Below are 23,818 nucleotides of genomic sequence, written 5' to 3'. Positions count from 1 at the left end.
AAGCCTATGGACATTCTAACGAAAACTGCGGGGGTCGGGATTCCGAGAACGGTTCGTCTGCCGGATTTTCTACCGCCTTGGTGGTGCGGTTTCGGTCTCAGCCTGTTTATGCCGATCTGCATTTTCGCGTTTTTCGCAACCGGCCCCCATCCGGCGGTTCAGGCCTTGGCTTGGACATTGCCGATGGGCGCACTCTTTGCGGCCGATTGTTTCGGTCCTTCCGAGCGGCGGTCGGTGCCTGCCGACGCTCCGCGCTGGTTTTTCGACGGAATCCTGTATGCGCTAGTTCTATTGCAGATACTGAACGCCCTCGCTTTGGGACTCTTGGTCTCGCGGCTTAGATGGGCCGGCCCGCTGGAAGTTGCGAATAGCCTGGGCAATCTGTTGGCCGTCCGGATCATGGCCGGAGCCAATTTTTGCTGCGCGGCAATTTGTCCTGCCCACGAACTCATCCACAAACATCGCCGATGGCACCGGATGCTGGGACGATTTCTGTTTGCCACCGTGTTTTACGATCATTTTTCGATCGCGCACAAGCGGGCTCATCATGCCATGCTGGGCAGTGCGCTGGATCCGTCGACCGCTATTGCTGGCGAATGCTACGAGGACTTTTTTCGGCGCGTGGCGATTCAACAATGGCGGATTGCCTGGAATGCCGATCGAAGGGCTACTTTGACCGGAGCGGCCGTCGAAGCCGTTTGGCTCGCAGCATACGTCTGGCTGTTCGGGCTCTTGGCGGCAGCGGTGTTTCTGCGATGCGCCTATCTCGCCATACGGATCTTGGAATCCGTCAATTACTTCCAGCATTACGGTTTGACCCAAGCCTCCGGCCGGTCGCGTTTAGCAGCCTGGCGCAACGACTCCGCGGTCAGCCTGTTTCTGTTTCTGGGCCTCACGCGGCACGCCGACCATCATCGTCGCCCCGGGATACCTTATCCGGAACTGTGCGCACCGACCGAAGGACCCGCCATGCCTTACGGATATTGGGGCATGGCGGTGATGGTGCTGAGGCGTAACGAGAAATACCGGGCTTGGGTCGATTCGCAAGAAAACGTATAAGATGACCGAAAGGGAGCGCTCGCGATTGTTCGCCCCTACCAATGCGCCAGCAAATGGGCCAGGCCGCGGATGGTAATGGTCGGCTTCCACGATGGATGATCGATGTTCTCCAACTGTAGCTCCGGCAGCCTGCGGAGCAGGGCGTCAAGCGCCGTTTCGAGCTCGATGCGCGCGAGCCGGGCTCCCAGGCAGTAATGCATGCCGCCGCCGAAGGACAGCGGTTTTTGCGGAAGTTCGGCGCGTTCGATCAGGAATCGCTCGGGTTCTTTGAACACGGCCGGATCGCGGTTGGCTGCACCGAGATTGATGTAGACCGTCTCTCCTTGCTTGACCGTTACCGCCCCGACGGCGACATCCTGCATGGCAACGCGAGCGGCGATATGAACGGAAGTCTCGTAACGAAGACACTCGTTCACGGCTTGCGGCAGCAATGACGGGTTTCCTCGAAGCAAATCCAACTGGTCGGGATGCCGAAATAGTGTCAATAGCGCATTGCCAATCATATTGGCCGTGGTTTCGTGCCCCGCCAGAAACAGTAGCGCCATATTGGCGATGATTTCATCCTCGCTCAACCGATCTTCGCCTTCCCCGGCCTGAAGGAGCAAGGAAACCAGGTCATTGCCAGGATTTTTGCGACGTTCGCGGCAAATTTCGCGGAAATAGCGGTCGAATGCGTGCGAGGCCCGGTTGGCGGCGTCGATTTCGTCGGCACCGATCGGACTCAATTCGAACACCTTGACCAGTGCTTGGGTGTCGGCGAGGAATCGGAGGCTGTCCTCGAGATGTATATCGAGAAGTGCGCAGATGATCCGGACTGGAAGCGGATAAGCGAATGTATTGACCAAATCGGCGCGGCGGCTATCGATAAAGCCGTCTATCAGCCGATGAGTTTCCCGCTGGGCCAGATAGCGCAGCTCGGGGGCCTGTTTCACGCCGAAAGCTTTGCTGACGAGCGTGCGCAGTCGCGTGTGCTCCGGAGGGTTCATCAGCAGCATGAACCGATTCACCATCTGAAAGGCCGGCTCCATGACGGCGTCCTTTCCGTAGCGGCTGGCGACTCCCGCCAGAAAATCCTTGCCGAAGCGGGCGTCGCGGAGAATTCGATTGGCATCCTGGTAGCGTGTCGCCAGCCAGATGCCGGGCATGAGCGGACAAATCGGTGCGTCACTGCGCAACTTGGCATAGAACGGATAAGGATCGGCAAAGAAGGCGGGGGAGTCGATATTGATGTTGAGCACGGCGGCCAATTCTGTCCAATAGGTTGTTGGAGACGGTCGAAGATACCCGATCCACGACAGATCCATAAACGGGAGATTTTTCCGGCACAGTTTGCTCCTCGACCGGTTGCTTGCTACTTCGCCGTCACGCGGTGAAAATATCTTCTTTTAAGGATGTTCGAAATTTCCTTCCCTCATCAGGACCACACCTCGGCCGGAAGCAATAATCATGTCAGGACTTTTTGTCGATCCTCAGTTCTGGATCGGACTCGGCGAGATTATCGTCGTCAATATCATTCTCTCGGGCGACAACGCGGTGGTAATCGCTCTCGCCGCGCGTTCACTCCCGGAACAACAGCGCAATCTCGCCATAGTCTGGGGATCGGTTGCCGCCATTTTGATGAGGGTCGTCCTCACCTTAGTCGCAGTGGAAATGTTGCGGCTTCCTTATTTGAAGATCATCGGCAGCGTGCTGCTGTTCTGGATTGCCGTGCAGTTGCTATTGCCCGAGGGTGACGGCGGCGAGGGTGTCGACGGCCACGATAATCTTATCGCTGCGATCCGGACGATCTTGATTGCCGATCTGGTCATGAGCCTCGACAACGTTATCGCAGTTGCCGCGGCGGCGAAAGGCAACGTACTGCTCCTGATACTCGGTCTGGCGATCAGTATTCCCCTAGTGATTTTCGGCAGCACCGTCATTCTGCGCTTGATGGACCGGTTCCCGGTAATCATTGTGCTCGGGGCCGCTTTGCTCGGTTTCGTATCGGGCGAAATGCTGGTCACCGATCCGGCGTGGCCCGGGCCGGAGGGCCATTGGCTGCATGACGTAATCCCCTTTGCCGGTGCCGTTCTGGTGGTCTTGGCCGGCAAGTGGTTGGCGCAGCGTAAAGCGACGACGGCACAGCACCGGGTAGTGGATCTCGCCGCCGAAGACGAGCAGCCGAAATCGGGCAAAACGGGCTAACGCCACCTATTCCAGGAGAATACGCATGTTAAGAGTATTGGTTCCGGTCGATGGCTCCGAAAATTCGATCCGCGCCGTCGATCATGTGCTCAAAAAGGCAGCCTGGTACAAGGAGCCGCTGGAGATTCATCTCCTTAATGTCCAGCATCCGCTGCATGGCGAGGTACGTATGTTCCTCGATGCCGAACAGATCCGCGCGTTTCACCATGACGAGGGAACCAAGGCCCTGGAGTCGGCGCGTAAAGTTTTGGACGGAGCCGGGATTCCGTACATCGTTCATATCGGTGTCGGCAACCCGGCTGAGGTGATCGTTCAATACGCGAAAGAGAAGGGCTGCGATCAGATCGTCATGAGCGCTCGCGGCCTTGGTTCGGTCGCGGCTCTGCTCATGGGGTCGGTAGCCACCAAGGTCATCCATCTGAGCGAAGTGCCGGTGTTGCTTGTGAAGTAATCCCGTAGATGCGTGATCGTTCCGCCGCGTCATAAATGGATTGTGCGCTGTATGAACGGATGCGGGTGCTTGTGACGTTCTCGCCTATCCAGGTTTCAAAGTGACTTGACGATCAGCCCGTTAGTCTACGGGGCGACGGGGTTTGCAACCGAACGCGTCAGATTGCAAGCCCCGTTATTTCATTTTGTCGATATCGAGTACTATCCGGCCGCTACGTTAAAACCGGTATTCCACGCCACCGAAGAAAGCCCGCCCATCACCCGGATAAAACTGCGCCGCATCGCGTCCGTCGGCATTGGCGATGACGCCAGTGGTTGCCGCATATTTTTCGTCGGTCAGGTTCTTCGCTTCGAAGTAGGCGGAAAATCCTTGTTTGGTCCTATAACCAGCGCGAAAACCCATGATAGCGTAGGCATCGGCGGACAGCGTATTGGCCAGGTCGACCGGAATTCGGGTCGCGGACCACTCCACGTTGGGACCCGCGTAAAAGCCGGACGGATGCTCGTAGCGCAGTTCCGTTCTCAAGTAATGTTCCGGGATTCCCGGTAAGCGGTTATCGCCGTAGGTCGGGTCGTTGTCAAACCGAAAATCGTTCCACATATAGGCTTGGCGCAGGACGATATCGTCTATGGGGCGGACCTCGAAACCGAGTTCGATACCCTGGTGTACGGTCGTGGAGTCCGCGTTGCGGGTAATCGTCGCCGTCGCGGTCGGATCGGTGGGATCGCGCAGTTGAAGCAATTCGTTTTCTACCCAAGCGTGGTAATAGGACAAGTCCCAGTTGACGATGCCCTCTCTGCCGCGCGTTCCGATTTCTACAGTGCTGCCCCTTTGAGCCGTCAGCTCAAGCGGAACGCCGTTCCGCTGGACGACCAGTTCGCCGAATGACGGGGGTTCGAAACTGCGGCTGAAATTCACATAAGCTTGGCTATTGGCCGTGAATTCCCAGCGCGCGCCGATTTTCGGGCTGACCCCGAAGAAATCCTGGTGGTCGCTTTGATCGCCATTGCTCAGGAAGCGATCGGTATATTCGCGTGAGGCATAGGACAGTTGAAGGCCGGTAACCAGGGCCAATTGATGCAAGATATAGTGTTGGTTTTCGCCGTAGAGATCGATGTTGATGGCGTCTTGCGTACTCTTGGCCCTTCTGGCGCCGCGGTGGCCGCCGACGTTGACGAAACGGTCGTCCTGGGTTCGGCCGCCGGTCGGATATAGACCCAGGATGAAAATATTCTTGCGGCCGAACAAATCGTTTTCGTTGGTGTAACGGATGTTCATGCCGTAATCGTCGGAAACCTGGTCAAGAACCTGAAAAATAGGGTGATAAAGATCCTTGTAAGACCAGAAGCTGCTGATGTCGATGCGCTGCTTGTCGTCCCATCGCCAGGTAGTGGTATTGCCGAGCCGCATCAGCCTGAAGTCGCGCTTCTGCTGGCCTCTGAGGCTGCTTGGATTGGCCTGGGTCGGATCGTCTTCCAGTTGCGCTTTGGTTAAGCTTCCTGGTAGGTTCGATTGGGTGTTGACATAAGTGACGTAGAAGCGCGTTTCCAGGTTCTCATTGAAGCGATAGCCGAAATTGCTGAAGATGCGCTCGTTCTCCTGCTCGCTCCAGTTGCGAAAACCGTTGGTAGAAAAGAAGGTTCCGGAGATATAGTAATCAGCATCGCCGATCACTTGCCCTGAGCTCACCTGGGCACGGTAAGTGTCGAAGCTGCCGGATTCGAAGCGTAGCTGTAGAGGCGACGCGGTGTATCCGGTCCGGCTCACGAAGTTGATCGCTCCGCCAAGGGTGGTAGAGCCGTACATGAGTGCGTTAGCGCCGCGGTAAACTTCCACGTATTCGGCAGCCAGAGGCTCTACTGCCTGCATGTCGAAGCCTCCGTCGGCGAGGTTTAGCGGAACTCCGTCCTGAAGGAGTTTGATGCCGCGGCCGTGAAAGGTGCGTTGAATGCCGGAGCCTCGGATCGAGACCCGCGATTCCTCGGCACCGAATCGCGGTTGCACGTACACGCCGGGAGAGTAGTCGAGAACATCCTTGAGATTGGCGGCACGGCCCTTCTGATAGCTTTCCGCATCGATAATATCGACGCCTCCGGGAACCCGGTTAATCTGCTCGCGCGCGGTTTCGATATTAGGTACGGTGAGAGCTTGAGGTGCCGTATCGGCTTCGCCGGTAATCGTTAAAGTTGGTAACTGAGTGGGCTTGGTGTCATGATCGGCCCATGCTTTTCCCCCGATGGTTGCTCCGCTGCATAAGAGTGCGAGAGTCATCTTTAAATAGTGATTGCTCATCATTTTCGGACTTGTTGTTTTAGTTTTTTGAGACGGCTGTTAGCGTAAGCACTATTTGAGCCAGTCCGTCTTCAGGCCGAGAACTGGAGGATAGTTTGTCGGAAAGGTCGATCGGGGTGTGTGAAATCACGCATTCCTGGTCGGCGAAGTGAGGCAAATGACATGCTTGGGGTGGCGCGATAAGGGTTGGAAGTGCTCTGGCAATTTCTTGTTTTTTGCGCCCATGGCTGTCGTTGATGGAGATTGCAGGCCGATGTCGGTGACATTATTAACCCGGCCTATAAATATAGGCCGGGTTAATCCGGGGCAGGGATGCCCCGGCGCGGCGGCAAGCCGCGTGAGCCCAGGCCGGGCGTGTACCGGCTTGGGCGGCGGCCCGAAATACCAGGAGGGTATTAACGGGCCTGATTAATAATTGGTCAGCCAAAAAATTTCTTGCAGTACCCGCTTTGGGGTAGGGCATTTGCCGCATCGAGGTTTTGATGATGGGTGCGGCGGCGCTGCATCGGTGTAATAAATTTCTCACGCCGGTATTCGCGTGCGGTGCCGATGGTTGCGAGAGCTCGGACAGTTCTCGGCAGAAAAATTGCTGAATGAACCTTCTTGAATATGCGCAGTCGAAAAGTCAGTGAAGAGGGAGGTAGATGTAGGCTTCTACGATTGTCCTTGCCTGGTTGAAGCATTTACACCGGGCGATATCCTGATAGTATTTGTAAACTATTTCAAAAAAATGGTCGGATTTATCCGACGAGGAAGTTAGACCGTGAATGACATGTTGAAGAACATAATTCTGTGGGTAGTCATCGCCGTCGTTTTGATGTCGGTTTTCAATAATTTTGGCTCCCGAAAGTCGGTCGATTCGACTATGTCGTATTCGCAGTTCATCTCGGCGGTGAACGAGGGGCAGATTAAGCAGGTGACTATCGACGGGCAAATGATCCGGGGCATGCTCGGGACCGGCGAGAAGTTCACTACTTACAGTCCTGGCGACGACCACTTGGTTGATGACCTGCTGAAGAACCATGTCGAGATCAAGGCTCAGCCGCCAGAATCTCAATCATTATTGATGCAGATCTTTATTTCGTGGTTCCCGATGCTGCTGCTGATTGCTGTGTGGATTTTCTTCATGCGGCAAATGCAAGGCGGTACCGGAGGAAGGGGGGCCATGTCCTTCGGTAAGAGCCGAGCTCGGCTGATCGAAGAAGATCAAGTCAAGGTGACGTTTGCCGACGTAGCGGGCGTTGAAGAGGCCAAGGAAGACGTTCAGGAGATGGTCGATTTCCTCAAGGATCCGAGCAAGTTTCAGAAGCTGGGCGGCAAGATTCCGCGCGGGGCTCTGATGGTCGGTCCGCCAGGGACCGGTAAGACTTTGCTGGCCCGAGCGATCGCCGGAGAGGCTAAGGTTCCGTTCTTTTCCATCTCGGGCTCGGATTTTGTCGAGATGTTTGTGGGCGTGGGTGCGTCCCGCGTGCGCGATATGTTCGAGACGGCGAAGAAAAATGCGCCGTGCATCATCTTCATTGACGAGATCGATGCGGTAGGCCGCCATCGTGGTGCCGGTTTAGGCGGTGGCCACGACGAGCGCGAGCAGACGCTCAATCAGTTGCTCGTCGAAATGGACGGTTTCGAAGGAAACGAAGGTATTATCGTCATCGCGGCAACCAACCGCCCCGATGTTCTGGATCCGGCGCTCTTGCGTCCTGGGCGCTTTGACCGTCAGATCGTCGTTGGACTACCTGACGTTCGTGGTCGCGAGCAAATCTTGAAGGTGCACATGAAGCGAGTGCCGATTGCCGACAACGTGGAAGTCGAATATCTGGCACGCGGCACCCCTGGATTTTCCGGCGCTGATTTGGCCAACTTGGTCAACGAGGCGGCTTTGTTCGCCGCCCGCAAGAATAAGCGCAGCGTCGACATGGAGGACTTCGAGAAAGCCAAGGATAAGATTCTTATGGGCGTAGAGCGCAAATCCATGGTAATGACCGACGAGGAGAAGCAGCTCACCGCTTATCACGAGGCAGGTCATGCGATTGTGGGACGGCTGGTTCCGGAACACGATCCGGTGTACAAGGTCAGCATCATGCCGCGCGGCCGGGCGCTGGGAATTACTATGTTTTTGCCGGAGCGTGACCAGTACAGTGCGAGCAAGCAGAAACTGGAAAGCCAGATTTCGAGTTTGTTCGGAGGACGTATAGCGGAAGAGCTCATTTTCGGCAAAGAAAAAGTGACGACCGGCGCTCAGAACGATATCGAGCGGGCTACCAATCTCGCGCGCAGCATGGTTACCCGATGGGGGCTCTCGGAACGTTTAGGGCCGTTGGCGTATAGCGAAGAAGAAGGCGAAGTATTCTTGGGACGCTCCGTCACCAAGCATAAAATGGTCTCCGAGGAGACGGCGCATCTGATCGATGAGGAAATTCGCTCGGTAATCGATCGCAACTATGAGCGTTCGGAGCGCTTGTTGCGAGAAAACATGGAAAAATTACATCTGATGGCTGAAGCCTTGATCAAGTACGAGACAATCGATCGTTTCCAAATCGACGACATTATGGAAGGCAAGGTTCCGCGTCCGCCGCAAAGCTGGGGCGAGGCGCCTCCGAGCGGTGGTGCTGCGGCGGGTTTGGGTGCTAAAGAGACTCCCAAGGCAAAAGGAGCTGGAGGCATCGGTAAAGCAGCGGAACAGCACTGATTCTGTTTGGTAGGCTTATTGAGACCCCCGGCACCGTGCTAGGTGCGGGGGGTTTTGTTTTTGTATGGATCGCCTACACTAGCTGACGAGCTTTTACGTTCAGTTGTCGGATAGAACTTGTCCGTTGGAATGGAGGGTAGTCGCTATGAAACTAAGGACATAGACGGCGCGGATAATTGCGTAATTTCCATGCTTCTTGAAAGCGGAAGGTATTAGTGTGTCCAAAAGGTGTCGACGGATCGGCTACTGCATAGAGCGTAAAATCAAAAATAATTGAATCTTTAGATTTGAAGGACGGCGAATGAAAAAATCGTACTTTGGTACAGACGGAATTCGCGGCAAAGTAGGGGAATATCCTATTACACCGGACTTTATGCTGAAGTTGGGTTGGGCGGCAGGCCGCGTGTTTTCGCTGGATCGCTACCCTTCCAATGTTCTGATCGGAAAGGACACCAGAATTTCCGGCTACATGTTCGAATCTGCTCTCGAGGCGGGGCTTGCGGCGGCGGGGATTAATACTCAGTTGCTCGGTCCCATGCCAACCCCGGCAATCGCTTATCTTACGCGGACGTTTCGAGCCCAGGCCGGGATAGTCATCAGCGCCTCGCACAATCCGCATTACGATAATGGGATTAAGTTTTTTGGGCCCGATGGCATGAAGCTTCCGGACGAGGTCGAGCTCCAGATTGAGGAGCAATTGGACAAACCCATGACGACGGTGGAGTCTTCAAGGATAGGCAAAGCGTCTCGCATCAGTGATGCGGTCGGGCGTTATATCGAATTTTGCAAAAGCACTATTCCGTCCCGCATCGAATTTACTGGATTCAAAATTGTTGTCGATTGCGCCCATGGCTCGACATATCACATCGCGCCCCATGTATTCGAGGAAGTTGGTGCGACGGTTGTCGCTATTGGCATTCAGCCCAATGGCTTGAATATAAACGACGGCGTCGGAGCTACCAAACCCGAGCGACTTAGCCGTGCGGTATTGGAAGAGCAGGCGGATTTTGGGATCGCCTTGGATGGCGACGGCGATCGGCTGATCATGGTCGATCATAAAGGGGAGATCGTCGATGGCGATGAACTCGTTTACATCATCGCTAAGTCCCGTATGGAGTGCGGTGGGTTAAGAGGGCCGATAGTCGGTACTCTGATGAGTAACTTAGGGTTAGAGCATGCGCTGGATGCGTTGGGGTTAGAGTTTAAGCGCGCTGCGGTAGGAGATCGTTACGTGATGGAAATGATGCTTCAGCATGACAGCGTGCTCGGCGGTGAAAGTTCAGGTCATATCATATGCCGGGACCGGATTACGACCGGCGATGGTATTGTTTCTGCTTTGCAGGTTATGGCAGCGATGCACGAGGCGGGCAAATCGCTTAACGAATTGAAGAGCGACATGGTCAAATACCCTCAGTGTTTGGTGAACGTGAAGGTGCGGGACAAAGTCAATTTGGATGAAATCGAGCCGGTTCAGAAGTTGAAAAATGAAATTCAGCGTGAACTTGGCAGCAAGGGGCGTATTTTGCTCAGACCGTCGGGAACCGAACCTCTAATTAGGATTATGGTTGAAGGGCAAGACGCTCATGTTGTTCGTGCTACGGCCGACCGTCTCGCAAATGCCGTCTCTTCGGCGCTGACCTAGAGATGTGTTCGTGGCGGTTATTAGATGCGCGATGATTTCATTAGCAAAAATTGAGTCGAGGTAGTCAGTCGATGCGTATCTTGCACGCGATGATTCGGGTTGGAGACTTAGAACGGTCGATTCGCTTTTACACTGAAATTCTCGGAATGAAACTATTGAGAAAGGAGGATTTTCCTGATGGAAAATTCACTCTGGCATTCGTAGGGTTCGGTGACGAACGCCACGATTCGGTGATTGAATTGACTTACAACTGGGGTGTTCATGGCTATAACTTGGGCGATGCCTTTGGGCATATCGCGATCGAAGTCGAGGACATCTACGACGCTGTCGAGCGTATAAGACGCGCTGGCGGCGAAATTTTACGCGAAGCCGGCCCCATGAAGTACGGCACCACGGTCATTGCCTTCGTGGCGGATCCGGATGGTTACAAAATTGAATTAATCGGAAAAGAATAAAGGGCTGTTGCGCTTATTTTTCATATATTAATGGCGGCTACAGTCAGGTATTGTGCCTGGCGAAAAAATGAGAGATTTGTTTTAATACTGGCTGAGCGTCGGTCTTATAACAATAAGGAGAAAGAGGATGTCAAAAGGGCAAAATTTACAAGATCCGTTCCTAAATGCGCTTAGAAAAGAACATGTTCCGGTTTCGATCTATCTCGTAAACGGGATCAAGTTACAAGGTAAAGTGGATTCTTTCGATCAGTACGTGATCATACTCAAGAACACTGTAAGCCAAATGGTTTACAAGCATGCCATTTCCACGATTGTCCCTGCGCGTCAGGTCCGTCTACCCCATGCGGCGGAAGGATTGGAAGACGAGGGTTAATCGACAGTTCGGTTCAAGCCGTAAGATGGTGATGTCGAAGTTGGTCTGGGAGAAGAGTTTACTTGTTTGAGAGGCCGAAGTCCGGCGAGCGTGCCGTGCTTGTTCATTTGGCCGCTCAGGACGAGACCGAAGCTCTTGTAGAACTTCAGGAACTCGCCTCATCAGCCGGGGCGGAGCCTGTAGCTACGGTGACAGGCAGGAGACACACGCCCGATCCTCGTTATTACATCGGAAAAGGGAAACTTGACGAGTTGGCCCGGATTGTCCGGGAGAACGAAGCAGAGCTGGTTCTTTTCAACCATCCTTTAACGCCCAGCCAAGAGCGTAATTTAGAGAGAGAGCTTTCGGTCAGGGTTGTCGATCGCACCGGATTGATTCTCGATATCTTCGCTCAGCGGGCCCAATCCTTCGAAGGCAAACTCCAGGTTGAATTAGCACAGTTGCGGCACCTATCTACTCGTTTGGTGCGTGGCTGGACTCACTTGGAACGTCAAAAAGGGGGTATCGGCCTCCGTGGTCCTGGGGAGACACAGCTTGAGACGGACAAGCGTTTAATTGCTGATCGAATACGGCTGATTCAAAAACGGCTGGAGAAAGTCGAGCGGCAACGCAATCAGGGACGCTCCGCTAGACGGCGGGCGGAGTTGCCGGTTGTCAGTTTGGTGGGATATACAAATGCTGGCAAATCGACTCTCTTCAACGCGTTGACGGGGGCTGGCGTTTATGCGGCAAATCAGTTATTTGCTACGCTCGATCCCACCTTGCGACGCTTGCAGTTAACGCCGAGTTTGACGGTAATTCTAGCTGACACGGTCGGATTTATCCGGCATTTGCCACATGAGCTGGTTGCAGCATTCCGTTCGACTTTGAAGGAAGCGGTGGACGCAGATTTATTGCTTCACGTTATTGATGCGAGTGATGAGCGGTCTGACGAAACCATATCGGAAGTCAATCGGGTTCTGAGCGAAATCGGAGCTGATCGAGTAAGACAGATTCAGGTCTTTAACAAGATCGATCGGGTTGCGGATATTGAGCCGCACGCTGAGAGAAACGCGAGCGGAGATGTCGCAAAAGTATGGTTGTCCGCCAAGACAGGTGCTGGTCTGCCTTTGCTTCACGACGTTTTAGAGGTTCTTTTTCGTCGCGAAGTGATTCACCGCAGAATTCACTTGGGTCCGGAAAACGCCGGATTGAGGGCACGGTTATATAACGCAGCGCAGATCTTGAGAGAAGAATCGGACGGAACCGGAGGGTGGGATTTGGAAGTCGAGCTTCTCAAGCGGGATGTGAAGTTATTGCATGAGCTCGACGAGCTGCAGGATTCAATTAGTGCTTAATCATCTCGATCTGGTAACAATAATGCCGGGGCATAGCATGCTTCTACCGTGAAGCACTGGGCCAGTGGAGAGCGTTCCGGCTTCCTCTCAAATGCTCGTTTTTGTATATCCAACCATTTTCCTAGATAATTCTAATATTCATGCCGCAGTAGCGGCTTTGTTATAGCTCTAGAAGAGCATCAAGTTCTGTACTATAGGAGTCATCCAATGTCCTGGAACGAACCGGGCGGTAATAAAAAAGATCCGTGGAGCGGGCGTGATCAGCAGGAGACGCCTCCGGACTTGGAAGAAGTCATGCGCGGATTACACGAAAGGATAGGAAGGTTTTTCGGTGGCGGTGAAAATGCGCCCATGAGGACGATCGGTTTATTTCTCCTGATTGCCTTGGCTGTATGGGGGCTAACCGGTATTTATCTCGTAGACGAAGGGAGTCGCGGCGTCGTTACGCGTTTCGGCAAATACGCTGATACCACCATGCCTGGGCTGCATTGGCACATGCCTGCGCCAATAGAGCACGTTCAGGTGGTCAATATGGAGCAGCAACGTTTTCTGGAAGTAGGGTATCGCTCCGGCGGGCGTCAGCAATCTTTGGGGTCCGTGCCCAGGGAAGCCCTTATGCTCACGCAGGACGAAAATATTATCGATATCCGATTAGCGGTTCAGTATCAGATCAAGGATGCGAAAGATTATCTTTTTAATGTTGCTGATCCGGACGAAACCTTGAAGCAGGTTATTGAAAGCGCCGAACGTGCGGTTATCGGGAAGAGTACGATGGATTTCGTGTTGACGGAGGGACGGGGCAAGGTTGCCGACGAGATCAAGAACGAAATTCAACAAACGCTGGATCAATATCAAACCGGAATCAGAGTGAGCAATGTGAGCTTGGTGGATGCTCAGGCTCCGGAAGAAGTCCAGGCAGCATTCATGGACGCGATCAAGGCAAGGGAAGATGAGCAGCGCCTGAAAAATGAAGCGGAAGCTTATGCGAATGAAGTCGTGCCAAGAGCAAGGGGTGCCGCGGCACGTGTCTTGGAAGAATCGGAAGCGTATAAACAGCGCGTAATTGCCAGAGCAGAAGGTGACACGAGTAGGTTCAAACAGTTGCTGGCGGAGTACGACAAGGCTCCGGAGGTTACGCGAGAGCGCCTCTATCTCGATACGATGGAGGAAGTGCTTGGACGCACGGGTACGTTATTGATCGATGTCAAGAACAGCAATAATTTGTTGTATCTGCCTATAGATAAACTTCAAAAAGCTGCGTCGCCCCTGATGCCGCCCAGAGATGCCGACAATGCCACGATTACTACTCCGGAAGTATCGGACAGCGGGGCCCCTAGAACTATCCGATCAACCACTCGAGGTCGTGAAGGAAGGGGACAATAATGATTAGTAAAAATACCCTAATTCTTGCGTTTGTTTTTATTTTGCTGGTAATTACTGCTACCTCCATATTTACTGTATCGGAGACGGAAAGAGCCTTATTGCTGGAGTTTAAGAAAATCGTTCGAACAGACTTCGAGCCGGGGTTGCATTTCAAGCTTCCATATCAAGAGGTGAAGAAATACGATGACCGAATCCTCACATTGGAGTCCAAGCCCGAGCGGTTTCTCACCTCTGAAAAGAAAAACGTAATCGTTACTTGGTTCGTGAAATGGCGGATCGAAGACGCGACGAAATTCTATAAGGCAGTCGGTGGGGATAAGGCAGCGGCAAATATTCGTCTCGATCAGATAACGAAAGACGCATTGCGGAACGAATTCAGCAAGCGAACTATCCGCGAGGTGGTTTCCTTAGAGCGTGGCCAGATCCGCGATCTACTGATCAAGACGGTGAACCCTGTAGTCGATGATTTGGGAGTCGAGGTTATCGATATTCGTGTGAAAGGAATCGATTTGCCGGATGAGGTAAGTTCATCGGTCTACCGACGGATGGAAGCCGAACGCGCACGGGTTGCGAGAGATTTCCGTTCGCGTGGTGCGGAGGCAGCCGAACGTATTCGTGCGGAAGCAGACCGTCAGCGGGAGGTGATACTTGCTGATGCCTATAGAGACTCGGAGATCAGGCGTGGTGAGGGCGATGCCACGGCATCGGAGATTTATGCTCAGGCATATAGCAGAAATCCAGAGTTCTTCGAGTTTTATCGAAGCTTGTATGCTTACAGGCAAGTGTTCAAGGACGAGAACGATATGATCGTGTTGGAGCCTGATTCGAAATTCTTCCAGTACTTCAAAAAGCCAAAGTAACCGGACTGTTGCTCCCGCATATTTTCTATTGCCCCTTTGTCCAGTCGACAGGGACAAAGGGGCGGACCGTTTGCCGTTGGCAAAGGATTCTCACACACTGCTAGGGTCAATATGAGCCTCGCGGTAACATAACTGTCGCCTAATCCATCCAGATTTTTTTCCGTTTGCTGAGCTCACCGAATTCGATGCTAACCGAAGATAATTGGCTGTTGCCAGAAGGTATTGATGAGGTCTTTCCGGAAGAAGCCGAGCGTTTGGAGCAGCTACGTCGAAAGATCATCGATCTGTTCGCCAGCTGGGGCTATCGGCTGGTGATGCCGCCGCTGATTGAATTCATTGAATCGCTTTTGACTGGTTCGGGCAACGATCTTGATTTGCAGACATTCAAGATCATCGATCAGATCAGTGGTCGATTAATGGGGATACGTGCTGATATGACGCCTCAGGTTGCGCGTATCGATGCGCGCAACCTTGGCACCGATACGCCGACACGGCTCTGTTACATGGGAACGGTGCTGCACACGCAGTCGGATCATCTCGAAAAGTCCCGGAGCCCATTGCAGGTTGGGGCCGAATTGTACGGACATGCGGGTAATGCCAGCGACATGGAGGTTATCTGCTTGATGTTGGAGATGCTTGCCATTGCAGGTATTGAAAACGTACATCTGGATCTGGGACATGTAGGCATCTATCGGGAGTTGGCACGTCAGGCCGGTTTGAATGCGCAGCAGGAGGCGGAGCTGTTTGAAATTCTTCAGCGGAAAGACTATCCGGAATTGGTAACTTTATTACATTCGCTGACGGTTAGCGATTCTTCCACCGAGATGTTGGAAGCGCTGATCGATCTAAATGGACATGAGGGTGTCATAGAGAAAGCTAGAAAGCGATTGGCAACCGCCAATGAGTCGGTACATCGCGCTTTGATGGATTTGGAATCCATTTCGAAGAGTTTGACAAGCTTGTTCCCGGCCTTACGAATCAATTTCGACCTTGCGGAATTGCGTGGTTATCACTACAAGACGGGTGTCGTATTTGCCGCTTTTGTGCCGGGTTACGGCAGAGAAATTGCACGTGGCGGCCGTTACGATGAGATCGGAAAAATTTTCGGGCGCGCTCGTCCGGCGACGGGTTTTAGCGCCGATTTGAAGGTTCTGGCACGATTGGCCAACGGAAAAGACGATGATGCGCCTAGTTTGCGCATTTTTGCGCCCGCCGTAGACGATCCCGATTTGCACGAAATAGTGCGTAATTTGCGCGGCGCCGGGCAAACGGTCATTCAGGCGTTGTATGGACAAACTGGCGAGGCTCGCGAGATGGCATGTTCACACTACCTTCAAAAGCAGGGGCTAACTTGGGAAGTCTTTCCCGTTAGCGATTGAGCCCAAAATTACCTCGAAAAATGAAACGCTAATCTGGAATCAAGAATGGGTAAAAACGTCATAGTCATCGGCACCCAGTGGGGCGATGAAGGTAAAGGTAAACTTGTCGATTTGCTGACGGAGCGTGCAGATGCAGTGGTCCGTTTCCAGGGTGGTCACAACGCAGGGCATACCTTGGTAATCGACGGCCAAAAGACGGTATTGCATTTGATACCTTCTGGCGTTTTGCGGGAGTCGGTGAAATGCTTGATAGGCAATGGCGTGGTGTTATCGCCCCGCGCTTTGTTGGAAGAGATTGCGCTGCTGGAGAAAGCCGGTATTCCGGTTCGGGATAGGCTTACGATCAGCGAAGCCTGTGCCTTGATATTACCCATTCACGTCGCGTTAGATGTAGCGCGTGAAAAATCTCGTGGCGATAAGGCTATCGGTACGACAGGAAGAGGTATCGGTCCCGCTTATGAAGATAAAGTGTCGCGGCGAGGGTTACGCGCCGGCGATCTTATGTATCCCGCCGTGTTTGCCGAAAGGTTACGCGAACTCCTGGATTATCATAATTTCGTACTCAGCGGGTATTACCGGCAGTCTCCGCTCGATTATCAGCAAGTGCTGGACGAAACGATGGCATTGGGTGAGCAGATTAAACCCATGCTGGGAGATGTGGCGGGTATGCTGCATGCTTATCGTGATGAGGATAGAAATGTCCTCTTCGAAGGCGCTCAAGGCGCAATGCTGGATATCGATCATGGCACTTATCCTTATGTGACCTCGTCTAATACTACGGCGGGCGGCGCAGCATCCGGTAGCGGAATGGGCCTGCTGGATTTCGATTATGTATTGGGTATCACCAAAGCCTATTCGACACGCGTTGGAAACGGACCTTTTCCGACGGAACTGTCGAATGAGATTGGCAAGCATTTATCCGCGAAAGGCGCGGAATTCGGTGCTACTACTGGACGAGCGCGTCGCTGTGGCTGGTTCGATGCCATCTTGATGAAGCGTTCGGCGAAACTCAACAGTCTGAGCGGGTTGTGCCTGACGAAATTGGATGTTCTGGATGGGCTGGAAAAGATCGGAATTTGTACGGCTTATCGATATAAAGGAGAGGAGATTCGTACGGTACCAATCGGCGCCGATAGTTATGCTCAGTGCGAGCCCATTATCGAGGAGCTTTCAGGGTGGCAAGAGTCTACTGCCGGCATTACCTCGTATGAGAACCTTCCGGCAAATGCGAGAGCCTATATTGACCGGATTTCAGAATTGGTCGGTGTGCCAGTGGATATTCTCTCGACCGGTCCTGATCGCAGCGAGACGATAATTCTGAAGAATCCCTTCGATTGAGGGACGACTAAGGATGGTGCCGAGGAGAGGACTTGAACCTCCACGGGTCTCCCCACATGAACCTGAATCATGCGTGTCTACCAATTTCACCACCTCGGCAAGAGGCGAGTCGAGCGACTCAATTGAGTCGCGAATTTTGTTACTTATCGGTTAAATTGTCAATACCGAAAGTTTTGAAGGGAATCATCGATCTTCGAAGAGGTTGTCGGACCGAGGGCTGTCCGAATAGCAAAACTAAACATATAGAAAATAGGAAAATTATCGATGACCAAGTCCGCCCCTACGATCGCTAGAGGGTTTAAGCTCGAGGATCCCTTCGCCGAGCGGGAGGCAGGAAAGTATGAGCGTCCCATTCCCAGCCGGGAGTTGATCCTCGAGGTGATGAAAGAGCAAGGGATTCCTTTAAGAGTCGAGGACGTTGCCGGCGTATTGGGCGTACAAGAGGATGAGGACGTTGAATCGCTCCGTCGCCGCCTCAATGCCATGGAGCGGGATGGGCAGATACTGAGAAACCGCCGCAATTATTACTGCATCGTAAACCACAAAGATCTCATCGTTGGGCGGGTCATCGGCCATCCCGATGGGTTCGGCTTTCTTCGGCCCGACGAGGGCGGCGATGATCTTTTTCTCTCGCCCAAGGAAATGCGTTCGCTCATGCACGATGATCGCATCGTGGTGTGCATACGCGGCGTCGACCGCCGCGGGCGGCGAGAGGCCGGGGTTGTGGAGGTGTTGGAGCGGAATACGCACAATATCGTGGGTCGGTTGTACCTGGAGCAGGGAATCTCATTCGTCGTCCCAGACAATAAGCACATCGCTCACGACGTTCTTATTCCTGAGGAGCATAGAAATGGAGCGCTCCCAGGTCAGATCGTGGTCGCCGAGATCATCGAGCAACCTACCCGCCAGCGTGACCCCATCGGTCGAATCAGGGAGGTTCTGGGGGATCACATGGCCCCCGGTATGGAGATCGAGGTGGCGATTCGCAGCTTCGATCTGCCGGCCGAGTGGCCGGAAGCCGTGTTGAACGACGTTGCGGGGCTAAGTACGGAAGTCGCGGAAGATGATAAAGCCGGTCGCGTTGATTTGCGGCGGCTGCCGCTCGTAACCATAGACGGGGAGGACGCCCGCGATTTCGACGATGCCGTGTACTGCGAAAGAACGCCGAAAGGATGGAAACTTTATGTCGCTATCGCCGATGTTTCCCATTATGTCCGGCCGGGAACGGCTCTCGACGACGAAGCAAAAATCCGTGGCAACTCGGTGTATTTTCCCGATCGAGTCATTCCCATGCTGCCGGAGGTGCTCTCAAACGGTTTGTGCTCGCTCAACCCCGAGCAAGACAGGCTGTGCATGGTCTGCGAAATTTACATAAACACCGATGGCGCCATCGTCCGTTCACGTTTCTACTCGGGGCTGATGTACTCCCATGCGAGGCTCACTTACACGGAAGTCGCCCGCATGATTGTCGACGGCGATAAGATACTGAGGAAGAAGTATCGCGCTCTCGTGCCTCACCTGGAGGAGTTGCATTCGCTCTACAAAGTGCTGCGGCGGGCAAGGGAGGCACGGGGGGCGATGGATTTCGACACCCAGGAATCCTACATCGTATTCGGAGAGGGCAAGAAAATCGCGCAAATCGTGCCGCGCGAGCGCAACGACGCCCATCGCCTGATCGAGGAATGCATGATTACCGCGAATATTGCCGCGGCGCGATATCTGACCCGTCAAAAACTCCCCCATGTGGTTCGAATTCATGAGGGTCCCACCGCCGAACGATTGGCCGATCTGCGTGCCTTTCTCGGAAAAGTCGGTCTGAACCTCGGTGGCGGCGATAATCCTGGACCTAAGGATTATTTCGAAGTGTTGGACAATATCACCGGCAGGGCCGACGAGCACCTGATCCAAACTGTACTGTTACGCTCGCTGGCTCAGGCCGTTTATAGCCCGGAGAAAAAAGGCCATTTCGGGTTGGGCCTGGATGCCTATACCCATTTTACGTCGCCCATCCGGCGCTATCCGGACCTGCTGGTACACCGGGCTATTCGCCACTCGCTCGAAAAGAAAAAGATAGAAGAATTCTACTATTCCCATAACGACATGGTACTGATGGGCGAGCATTGCTCGTACACCGAGCGGCGCGCCGACGAGGCGACTCGCGACGTCGTCGCCTGGCTTAAATGCGAGTACATGCTCGATAAGCTGGGAGAGGAGTTCGAAGGCGTCATTTCCGCCGTTACGCCATTCGGTTTTTTTGTGGAGCTAAAAGACATCTTCGTGGAAGGATTGGTCCACGTTTCGACTTTGGACAAAGACTACTTTCACTACGATCCGATCGGTTATCGGTTGGAAGGGCAGCGGAGCGGTGTGACTTATAGGCTTGGCGACAGCGTTCGTGTGATTGTGGCTCGCGTGGATCTGGATGAACGCAAGATCGACCTCGAATTGGTGAAACGCTCCGAGTCTTCGTCGCGCCGGACACGGAAGAAAAGACGCCGGTCATGAAGAATCGGCGTCGCATCGCGGGTCTTCATGCGGCGGAAGCTGCTCTCGAAAACGCCCCGGACAAAATCATCAGCGTTTGGATAGACCATCGGCGGGAAGATGGTCGCATTGCCGCCATCGAACGGAAATTGGCTTCCCTTGGAATTTCGGTTCAGCCGGCCGGACGAAATCAACTTGACTCGTTAGCCGAAAGCCGAAGCCATCAAGGCATCGTTCTCGAGCTGAAGCTGGCCGCCGAACTCGGAGAGTCGGAGCTTCAGGATGCGCTGGCGAATCTTTCGCGGCAGCCTTTTTTTCTCGTTCTGGATCATGTGCAGGATCCGCACAACCTCGGAGCCTGTTTGCGTACCGCGGACGCCGCTGGAGTACAGGGGGTCATTATCACGAAAGATCAGTCTGTGGGGTTGACGCCGACCGTGGCCAAGGTCGCCTCCGGCGCTGCTGAAACGGTGCCGATTTACCGCGTAACCAATTTGAATCGAGTCCTGGGCTGGTTAAAGGAGGCGGGGCTGTGGATCGTAGGGGCTGCGGGCGAGGCCGAGCGATCGCTATACGAGATCGACCTGGCCATTCCATTGGTCTTGGCGATCGGAGCCGAAGGAAAGGGTCTACGTCGCTTGACGCGCGAGTCCTGTGACTTTTTAGTCAAAATTCCAATGTTCGGCCAAATCGAAAGCCTCAACCTATCGGTTGCGACAGGCGTACTGCTTTTTGAAGCCGTACGGCAGCGAGCACAGGCAAAGAGGACTTAACGATTCGAGTCCTTCTGACCAACCTCGATCGTCAGGCTGGGCGTCGAGGGCTTGAATCCTTGTCCGGTCATTTCGACGTTGGCATAAATCAGCGGAGCCAACACCAATACCGCCAAGCCCAGAAGTTTTGCGCCTCTTTTCGCCGCATGCCGCGGTTCCAAGTGCATCCAACACCAGAGGTAGATTTCGAGTACCATAGTCGGACCTTTACGGGTGTTAGTCTTGACAAATTCAGGCTAATGTGACTATGACCATCTTGCAACCGAGAATAGCCGCTCGACGATGCGGCAAAAACGCGCACCTTAATTGCCTTAAAACGCGTTGCAAATGGTATGCCTCTTTAGGACTTATCACCAAGTCTCGGTGCGCACGCGCGAATTCTTTGTTTGTCGGCTGGACCATCTTAAAATGCATGGACGTTTAGCCGCACCGGCCCGGCCCGACAACACCCGCGAGTCGGGGGTTCTTTGACAATCGCCTGATTTCAATAATCCAAATGCCTTCATCTTCTGCACCCATAATGTCTAACGATACGGTCCGTGCCCTGCAGTGGAGCGAGCGCGGGCTCCGCGTGCTGGATCAGCGCAGGCTGCCGAGCGTGGTCGAATACGAGACATTCGACAGCGCTCAGGGCGTGGCTGAGGCTATCTTTTCGATGCGCGTGCGCGGAGCCCCCGCCATCGGTATCGCCGCCGCCTATGGTGTCGTGTTGGCGGCGCGTCAACGGTATCGCGAAAATCCGGATAACTGGAGAGAGGCGATCGAAGCGGATTTGGCCAAGTTGGCCAGTTCGCGTCCCACTGCCGTGAATCTGTTCTGGGCCCTTGACCGTATGCGATCGGAAATCGGGGCTGTCGAAGGTGACCCGGAGCCGCATCTGTTGCAAGCCGCGCGCACCATTCATGATCAGGACATCGCTGCCAATCGAACGATGGGCGACTTGGGAGCCTCCCTGCTTGTCGGAGCCAGCGGCGTTTTGACCCACTGCAATACGGGTTCACTTGCGACCGGTGGGTACGGTACGGCGCTCGGAGTGGTTCGAAGTGCCTACCGACAGGGCGTTACGAATATCTTCGCGACCGAAACCCGTCCGTGGCTACAGGGGGCTAGGCTGACTGTCTGGGAGCTGGAGCAGGACGGCATACCCGCGACTTTGATTGCCGATTCCGCTGCCGCCTATTTGATGAAATCGGATGCGATCCAGTGGATCGCAGTCGGAGCCGACCGCATCGCCGCAAACGGAGATACCGCCAACAAGATCGGCACCTATGCCTTGGCCGTTGCCGCTCGCCACCATGGCGTGAAATTCATGGTGGTTGCGCCGACGTCCACCATCGACTGGCGGACAGAGTCCGGCGAGAGCATTAGGATCGAGGAAAGGGCCCAGAGCGAACTGCTGAACGAATATTTCGCGCGGCCGAGCAGTGTTATAAAAGCGTGGAATCCAGTGTTCGACGTGACTCCGGCCGAATTGATCGATTGCATCGTCACCGAGCGGGGTATTGTGCGGAATCCGAATCGTCAGGCCATGAAAGTGCTGGCGGATGCCGGATGAGTTCGTATTTTCGGCTGTCCGTGCGCTGACAAGACGCGAAGCTAGCGGGTTCGATCGAAGCTACTTGTCCGTCTCTTCTCGTGAAATAGCTTATCTGAAGACTCAAGCAGTTTGATACCCGCCTTCGCTATGCACCACGGCGCCGATGAATCCGTTCGAATCTCCGGCGGGTTCGCCCGCGCCGTAGATAGTTTTTGATCCAGATTCACCCAAATCTCACCAAGGATAACCGATGTTAGATCCACGTCTTTTCCGCACTCAATTGGATGAGGTCGAAGCGCAATTGGCGCGGCGCTCGTTCAAGCTGGACACCGAAGTATTTCGCGAGTTGGAAAACCAGCGCAAGGAAATACAGGGCCGCACTCAGGCGTTGCAGAACGAACGCAATACGCGCTCCAAGCTGGTCGGCCAGGCCAAGGCAAGAGGAGAGGATATCCAGCCTATACTTGCGGAGATGCAGCATTTGGGGGATGACCTCAAACGGATGGAAGGGGAATTGGAAGGCATTCAAGCGAAGTTGGAAGACTTGCTGCTCGGCATACCGAACATTTTGGATGCCGACGTTCCCGATGGCCGGAGCGATGCGGACAACGTGGAGATCCATCGCTGGGGCGAGCCGTCGCAGTTCGGATTCGAACCTGGCGACCACGTCGATTTGGGAACGCGGCTTGGAGGTCTCGATTTCGAGGCGGCCGTCAAAATTACGGGTTCACGGTTCGTCACCCTGAAAGGTCCTCTGGCTCGTTTGCAGCGGGCCTTGACCCAATTCATGCTCGATATTCATACGCAAGAGCACGGTTACACCGAGACCTACGTGCCGTTCATGGTGAACGCGGAAAGCTTGCGCGGCACGGGGCAGCTTCCGAAATTCGAAGAAGATCTGTTCAAGCTCGTTCGCGAACCGGCGTTCTATCTGATTCCGACCGCCGAGGTGCCGGTTACCAATTTGGTCCGCGACGAAATCTTGGCCGCGGAAACGCTTCCTTTGAAATTCGTTGCCCATACGCCGTGTTTCCGCAGCGAAGCCGGCTCCTACGGCAAGGATGTACGCGGCATGATACGCCAGCATCAATTCGAAAAAGTCGAGCTGGTGCAGATTGTAAGGCCCGACGATTCGGCGCGTGCCCATGAGGAGCTAACCTCCCATGCGGAGGAGATTCTCAAGCGCTTGAAGCTGCCGTTTCGAAGAATGGTTTTGTGCGCCGGCGATACGGGCTTTTCATCGGCCAAAACCTATGATCTCGAGGTTTGGCTGCCGGGACAGAATGCCTACCGTGAAATCTCGTCGTGCAGCAATTTCCGGGATTTCCAGGCGCGACGCTTGAGAGCGCGCTGGAGGAATGCCGAAACGGGTAAACCCGAGCTGGTTCATACCCTGAACGGTTCGGGACTCGCTGTCGGCCGCACCCTTATTGCCGTGATGGAGAACTATCAGGATGAAAAAGGACGGATCAGAGTTCCGGAGGTCTTGCTTCCGTACATGGGTGGGGTTGAAGCAATCGGCTGAGCGAAAAACTGAGAAGCTCTCAAAACAGTCATATTTGAATTCGAATGCCCGCGCCGT

The 23,818-nt window shown here is 54.1% G+C and carries 19 protein-coding genes and 1 tRNA gene; 16 read left to right on the top strand and 4 right to left on the bottom strand.

Annotation, left to right across the window (positions count from 1 at the left end; genetic code table 11):
* Nucleotides 1-6: 6 nt before the first annotated feature.
* A complete protein-coding gene (locus ACR2TX_RS22780) occupies nt 7-1,059 on the top strand; it encodes a fatty acid desaturase (protein ID WP_168183804.1) in 1,053 nt (350 codons plus the stop codon).
* A 35-nt stretch (nt 1,060-1,094) separates the two neighbouring features.
* On the opposite strand, the gene ACR2TX_RS22775 is transcribed toward ACR2TX_RS22780, so the two are convergent.
* Entirely contained in the window at nt 1,095-2,363 is a 1,269-nt protein-coding gene (locus tag ACR2TX_RS22775) for a cytochrome P450 (protein ID WP_434130755.1), read from the bottom strand.
* A gap of 142 nt (nt 2,364-2,505) precedes the next feature.
* Between ACR2TX_RS22775 and ACR2TX_RS22770 the strand changes: the two genes are divergently transcribed.
* Together ACR2TX_RS22770 and ACR2TX_RS22765 are read left to right on the top strand one after the other, a co-directional pair.
* Entirely contained in the window at nt 2,506-3,243 is a 738-nt protein-coding gene (locus ACR2TX_RS22770; protein WP_347257512.1) for a TerC family protein, read from the top strand.
* A gap of 25 nt (nt 3,244-3,268) precedes the next feature.
* Nucleotides 3,269-3,694 (top strand): universal stress protein, encoded by a 426-nt coding sequence (locus ACR2TX_RS22765; RefSeq protein WP_077730574.1) that lies wholly within the window; start codon nt 3,269-3,271, stop codon nt 3,692-3,694.
* A gap of 216 nt (nt 3,695-3,910) precedes the next feature.
* On the opposite strand, the gene ACR2TX_RS22760 is transcribed toward ACR2TX_RS22765, so the two are convergent.
* Entirely contained in the window at nt 3,911-5,989 is a 2,079-nt protein-coding gene (locus tag ACR2TX_RS22760; RefSeq protein WP_077730575.1) for a TonB-dependent receptor family protein, read from the bottom strand.
* A 769-nt stretch (nt 5,990-6,758) separates the two neighbouring features.
* Between ACR2TX_RS22760 and ftsH the strand changes: the two genes are divergently transcribed.
* From ftsH to ACR2TX_RS22715, 9 genes are all read left to right on the top strand, one after another.
* A complete protein-coding gene (gene ftsH / locus ACR2TX_RS22755; RefSeq protein ID WP_156879779.1) occupies nt 6,759-8,675 on the top strand; it encodes an ATP-dependent zinc metalloprotease FtsH in 1,917 nt (638 codons plus the stop codon).
* Nucleotides 8,676-8,976: 301 nt separating this feature from the next.
* Nucleotides 8,977-10,317: a phosphoglucosamine mutase gene (gene glmM, locus ACR2TX_RS22750; protein ID WP_077730577.1), complete on the top strand. Its 1,341-nt coding sequence runs from the start codon at nt 8,977-8,979 to the stop codon at nt 10,315-10,317.
* 71 nt (nt 10,318-10,388) lie between these two features.
* A complete protein-coding gene (gene gloA, locus ACR2TX_RS22745) occupies nt 10,389-10,772 on the top strand; it encodes a lactoylglutathione lyase (RefSeq protein ID WP_077730578.1) in 384 nt (127 codons plus the stop codon).
* A gap of 127 nt (nt 10,773-10,899) precedes the next feature.
* The gene (gene hfq, locus ACR2TX_RS22740) at nt 10,900-11,145 is read left to right on the top strand and encodes an RNA chaperone Hfq (RefSeq protein ID WP_077730579.1); all 246 of its coding nucleotides are present in this window, start codon (nt 10,900-10,902) and stop codon (nt 11,143-11,145) included.
* 62 nt (nt 11,146-11,207) lie between these two features.
* Nucleotides 11,208-12,482 carry a ribosome rescue GTPase HflX gene (gene hflX, locus ACR2TX_RS22735; RefSeq protein WP_133718158.1) on the top strand — a complete coding sequence of 425 codons (1,275 nt, stop codon included), beginning with the start codon at nt 11,208-11,210 and terminating at the stop codon, nt 12,480-12,482.
* A 207-nt stretch (nt 12,483-12,689) separates the two neighbouring features.
* Nucleotides 12,690-13,865, top strand: coding sequence for an FtsH protease activity modulator HflK (gene hflK, locus ACR2TX_RS22730; protein ID WP_077730581.1), 1,176 nt, complete (start codon nt 12,690-12,692; stop codon nt 13,863-13,865).
* Between the two features lie 2 nt (nt 13,866-13,867).
* The gene (hflC, locus tag ACR2TX_RS22725; RefSeq protein WP_077730615.1) at nt 13,868-14,725 is read left to right on the top strand and encodes a protease modulator HflC; all 858 of its coding nucleotides are present in this window, start codon (nt 13,868-13,870) and stop codon (nt 14,723-14,725) included.
* 185 nt (nt 14,726-14,910) lie between these two features.
* Nucleotides 14,911-16,104 carry an ATP phosphoribosyltransferase regulatory subunit gene (locus ACR2TX_RS22720; RefSeq protein ID WP_077730582.1) on the top strand — a complete coding sequence of 398 codons (1,194 nt, stop codon included), beginning with the start codon at nt 14,911-14,913 and terminating at the stop codon, nt 16,102-16,104.
* Nucleotides 16,105-16,149: 45 nt separating this feature from the next.
* Nucleotides 16,150-17,442: an adenylosuccinate synthase gene (locus ACR2TX_RS22715; protein ID WP_434130754.1), complete on the top strand. Its 1,293-nt coding sequence runs from the start codon at nt 16,150-16,152 to the stop codon at nt 17,440-17,442.
* Nucleotides 17,443-17,456: 14 nt separating this feature from the next.
* Here the strand turns inward: ACR2TX_RS22715 and ACR2TX_RS22710 are convergent.
* A tRNA-Leu gene (locus ACR2TX_RS22710) sits at nt 17,457-17,541 on the bottom strand.
* Between the two features lie 165 nt (nt 17,542-17,706).
* Between ACR2TX_RS22710 and rnr the strand changes: the two genes are divergently transcribed.
* Nucleotides 17,707-19,947, top strand: a complete 2,241-nt coding sequence (rnr, locus tag ACR2TX_RS22705; protein WP_077730584.1) for a ribonuclease R — start codon at nt 17,707-17,709, stop codon at nt 19,945-19,947.
* On the top strand, nt 19,944-20,699 hold the full coding sequence (gene rlmB / locus ACR2TX_RS22700; protein WP_077730585.1) for a 23S rRNA (guanosine(2251)-2'-O)-methyltransferase RlmB: 756 nt from the start codon (nt 19,944-19,946) through the stop codon (nt 20,697-20,699). Before rnr ends, rlmB begins: the two co-directional genes overlap by 4 nt.
* Here rlmB and ACR2TX_RS22695 read toward each other — a convergent pair.
* The gene (locus tag ACR2TX_RS22695) at nt 20,696-20,896 is read right to left on the bottom strand and encodes a hypothetical protein (RefSeq protein ID WP_156879782.1); all 201 of its coding nucleotides are present in this window, start codon (nt 20,894-20,896) and stop codon (nt 20,696-20,698) included. The genes rlmB and ACR2TX_RS22695 overlap by 4 nt on opposite strands.
* 323 nt (nt 20,897-21,219) lie before the next feature.
* On the opposite strand from ACR2TX_RS22695, the gene mtnA reads away from it, so the two are divergent.
* Nucleotides 21,220-22,254, top strand: a complete 1,035-nt coding sequence (mtnA, locus tag ACR2TX_RS22690; RefSeq protein ID WP_434130753.1) for an S-methyl-5-thioribose-1-phosphate isomerase — start codon at nt 21,220-21,222, stop codon at nt 22,252-22,254.
* A 232-nt stretch (nt 22,255-22,486) separates the two neighbouring features.
* Complete coding sequence (gene serS / locus ACR2TX_RS22685; protein ID WP_086134127.1) at nt 22,487-23,761, top strand: serine--tRNA ligase; 1,275 nt, start codon at nt 22,487-22,489, stop codon at nt 23,759-23,761.
* The last annotated feature ends 57 nt before the right edge of the window (nt 23,762-23,818 follow it).

The sequence above is a fragment of the Methylocaldum sp. GT1BB genome, from assembly GCF_051027545.1.
In the GTDB taxonomy this organism is placed as follows: Bacteria; Pseudomonadota; Gammaproteobacteria; order Methylococcales; family Methylococcaceae; genus Methylocaldum.
The sequence above is the reverse complement of the archived record's forward strand: the minus strand, read 5'-3'. Positions and strand labels throughout refer to the sequence as shown.

What these genes read in the sequence shown, in the direction of transcription:
- ACR2TX_RS22780 (WP_168183804.1), top strand. Translation starts at nt 7, where the DNA reads ATGGACATTCTAACGAAAACTGCGGGGGTCGGGATTCCGAGAACGGTT.
- ACR2TX_RS22775 (WP_434130755.1), bottom strand. Translation starts at nt 2,363, where the DNA reads ATGGATCTGTCGTGGATCGGGTATCTTCGACCGTCTCCAACAACCTAT.
- ACR2TX_RS22770 (WP_347257512.1), top strand. Translation starts at nt 2,506, where the DNA reads ATGTCAGGACTTTTTGTCGATCCTCAGTTCTGGATCGGACTCGGCGAG.
- ACR2TX_RS22765 (WP_077730574.1), top strand. Translation starts at nt 3,269, where the DNA reads ATGTTAAGAGTATTGGTTCCGGTCGATGGCTCCGAAAATTCGATCCGC.
- ACR2TX_RS22760 (WP_077730575.1), bottom strand. Translation starts at nt 5,989, where the DNA reads ATGATGAGCAATCACTATTTAAAGATGACTCTCGCACTCTTATGCAGC.
- ftsH (WP_156879779.1), top strand. Translation starts at nt 6,759, where the DNA reads ATGTTGAAGAACATAATTCTGTGGGTAGTCATCGCCGTCGTTTTGATG.
- glmM (WP_077730577.1), top strand. Translation starts at nt 8,977, where the DNA reads ATGAAAAAATCGTACTTTGGTACAGACGGAATTCGCGGCAAAGTAGGG.
- gloA (WP_077730578.1), top strand. Translation starts at nt 10,389, where the DNA reads ATGCGTATCTTGCACGCGATGATTCGGGTTGGAGACTTAGAACGGTCG.
- hfq (WP_077730579.1), top strand. Translation starts at nt 10,900, where the DNA reads ATGTCAAAAGGGCAAAATTTACAAGATCCGTTCCTAAATGCGCTTAGA.
- hflK (WP_077730581.1), top strand. Translation starts at nt 12,690, where the DNA reads ATGTCCTGGAACGAACCGGGCGGTAATAAAAAAGATCCGTGGAGCGGG.
- ACR2TX_RS22720 (WP_077730582.1), top strand. Translation starts at nt 14,911, where the DNA reads ATGCTAACCGAAGATAATTGGCTGTTGCCAGAAGGTATTGATGAGGTC.
- ACR2TX_RS22715 (WP_434130754.1), top strand. Translation starts at nt 16,150, where the DNA reads ATGGGTAAAAACGTCATAGTCATCGGCACCCAGTGGGGCGATGAAGGT.
- rnr (WP_077730584.1), top strand. Translation starts at nt 17,707, where the DNA reads ATGACCAAGTCCGCCCCTACGATCGCTAGAGGGTTTAAGCTCGAGGAT.
- rlmB (WP_077730585.1), top strand. Translation starts at nt 19,944, where the DNA reads ATGAAGAATCGGCGTCGCATCGCGGGTCTTCATGCGGCGGAAGCTGCT.
- ACR2TX_RS22695 (WP_156879782.1), bottom strand. Translation starts at nt 20,896, where the DNA reads ATGGTACTCGAAATCTACCTCTGGTGTTGGATGCACTTGGAACCGCGG.
- mtnA (WP_434130753.1), top strand. Translation starts at nt 21,220, where the DNA reads ATGTCTAACGATACGGTCCGTGCCCTGCAGTGGAGCGAGCGCGGGCTC.
- serS (WP_086134127.1), top strand. Translation starts at nt 22,487, where the DNA reads ATGTTAGATCCACGTCTTTTCCGCACTCAATTGGATGAGGTCGAAGCG.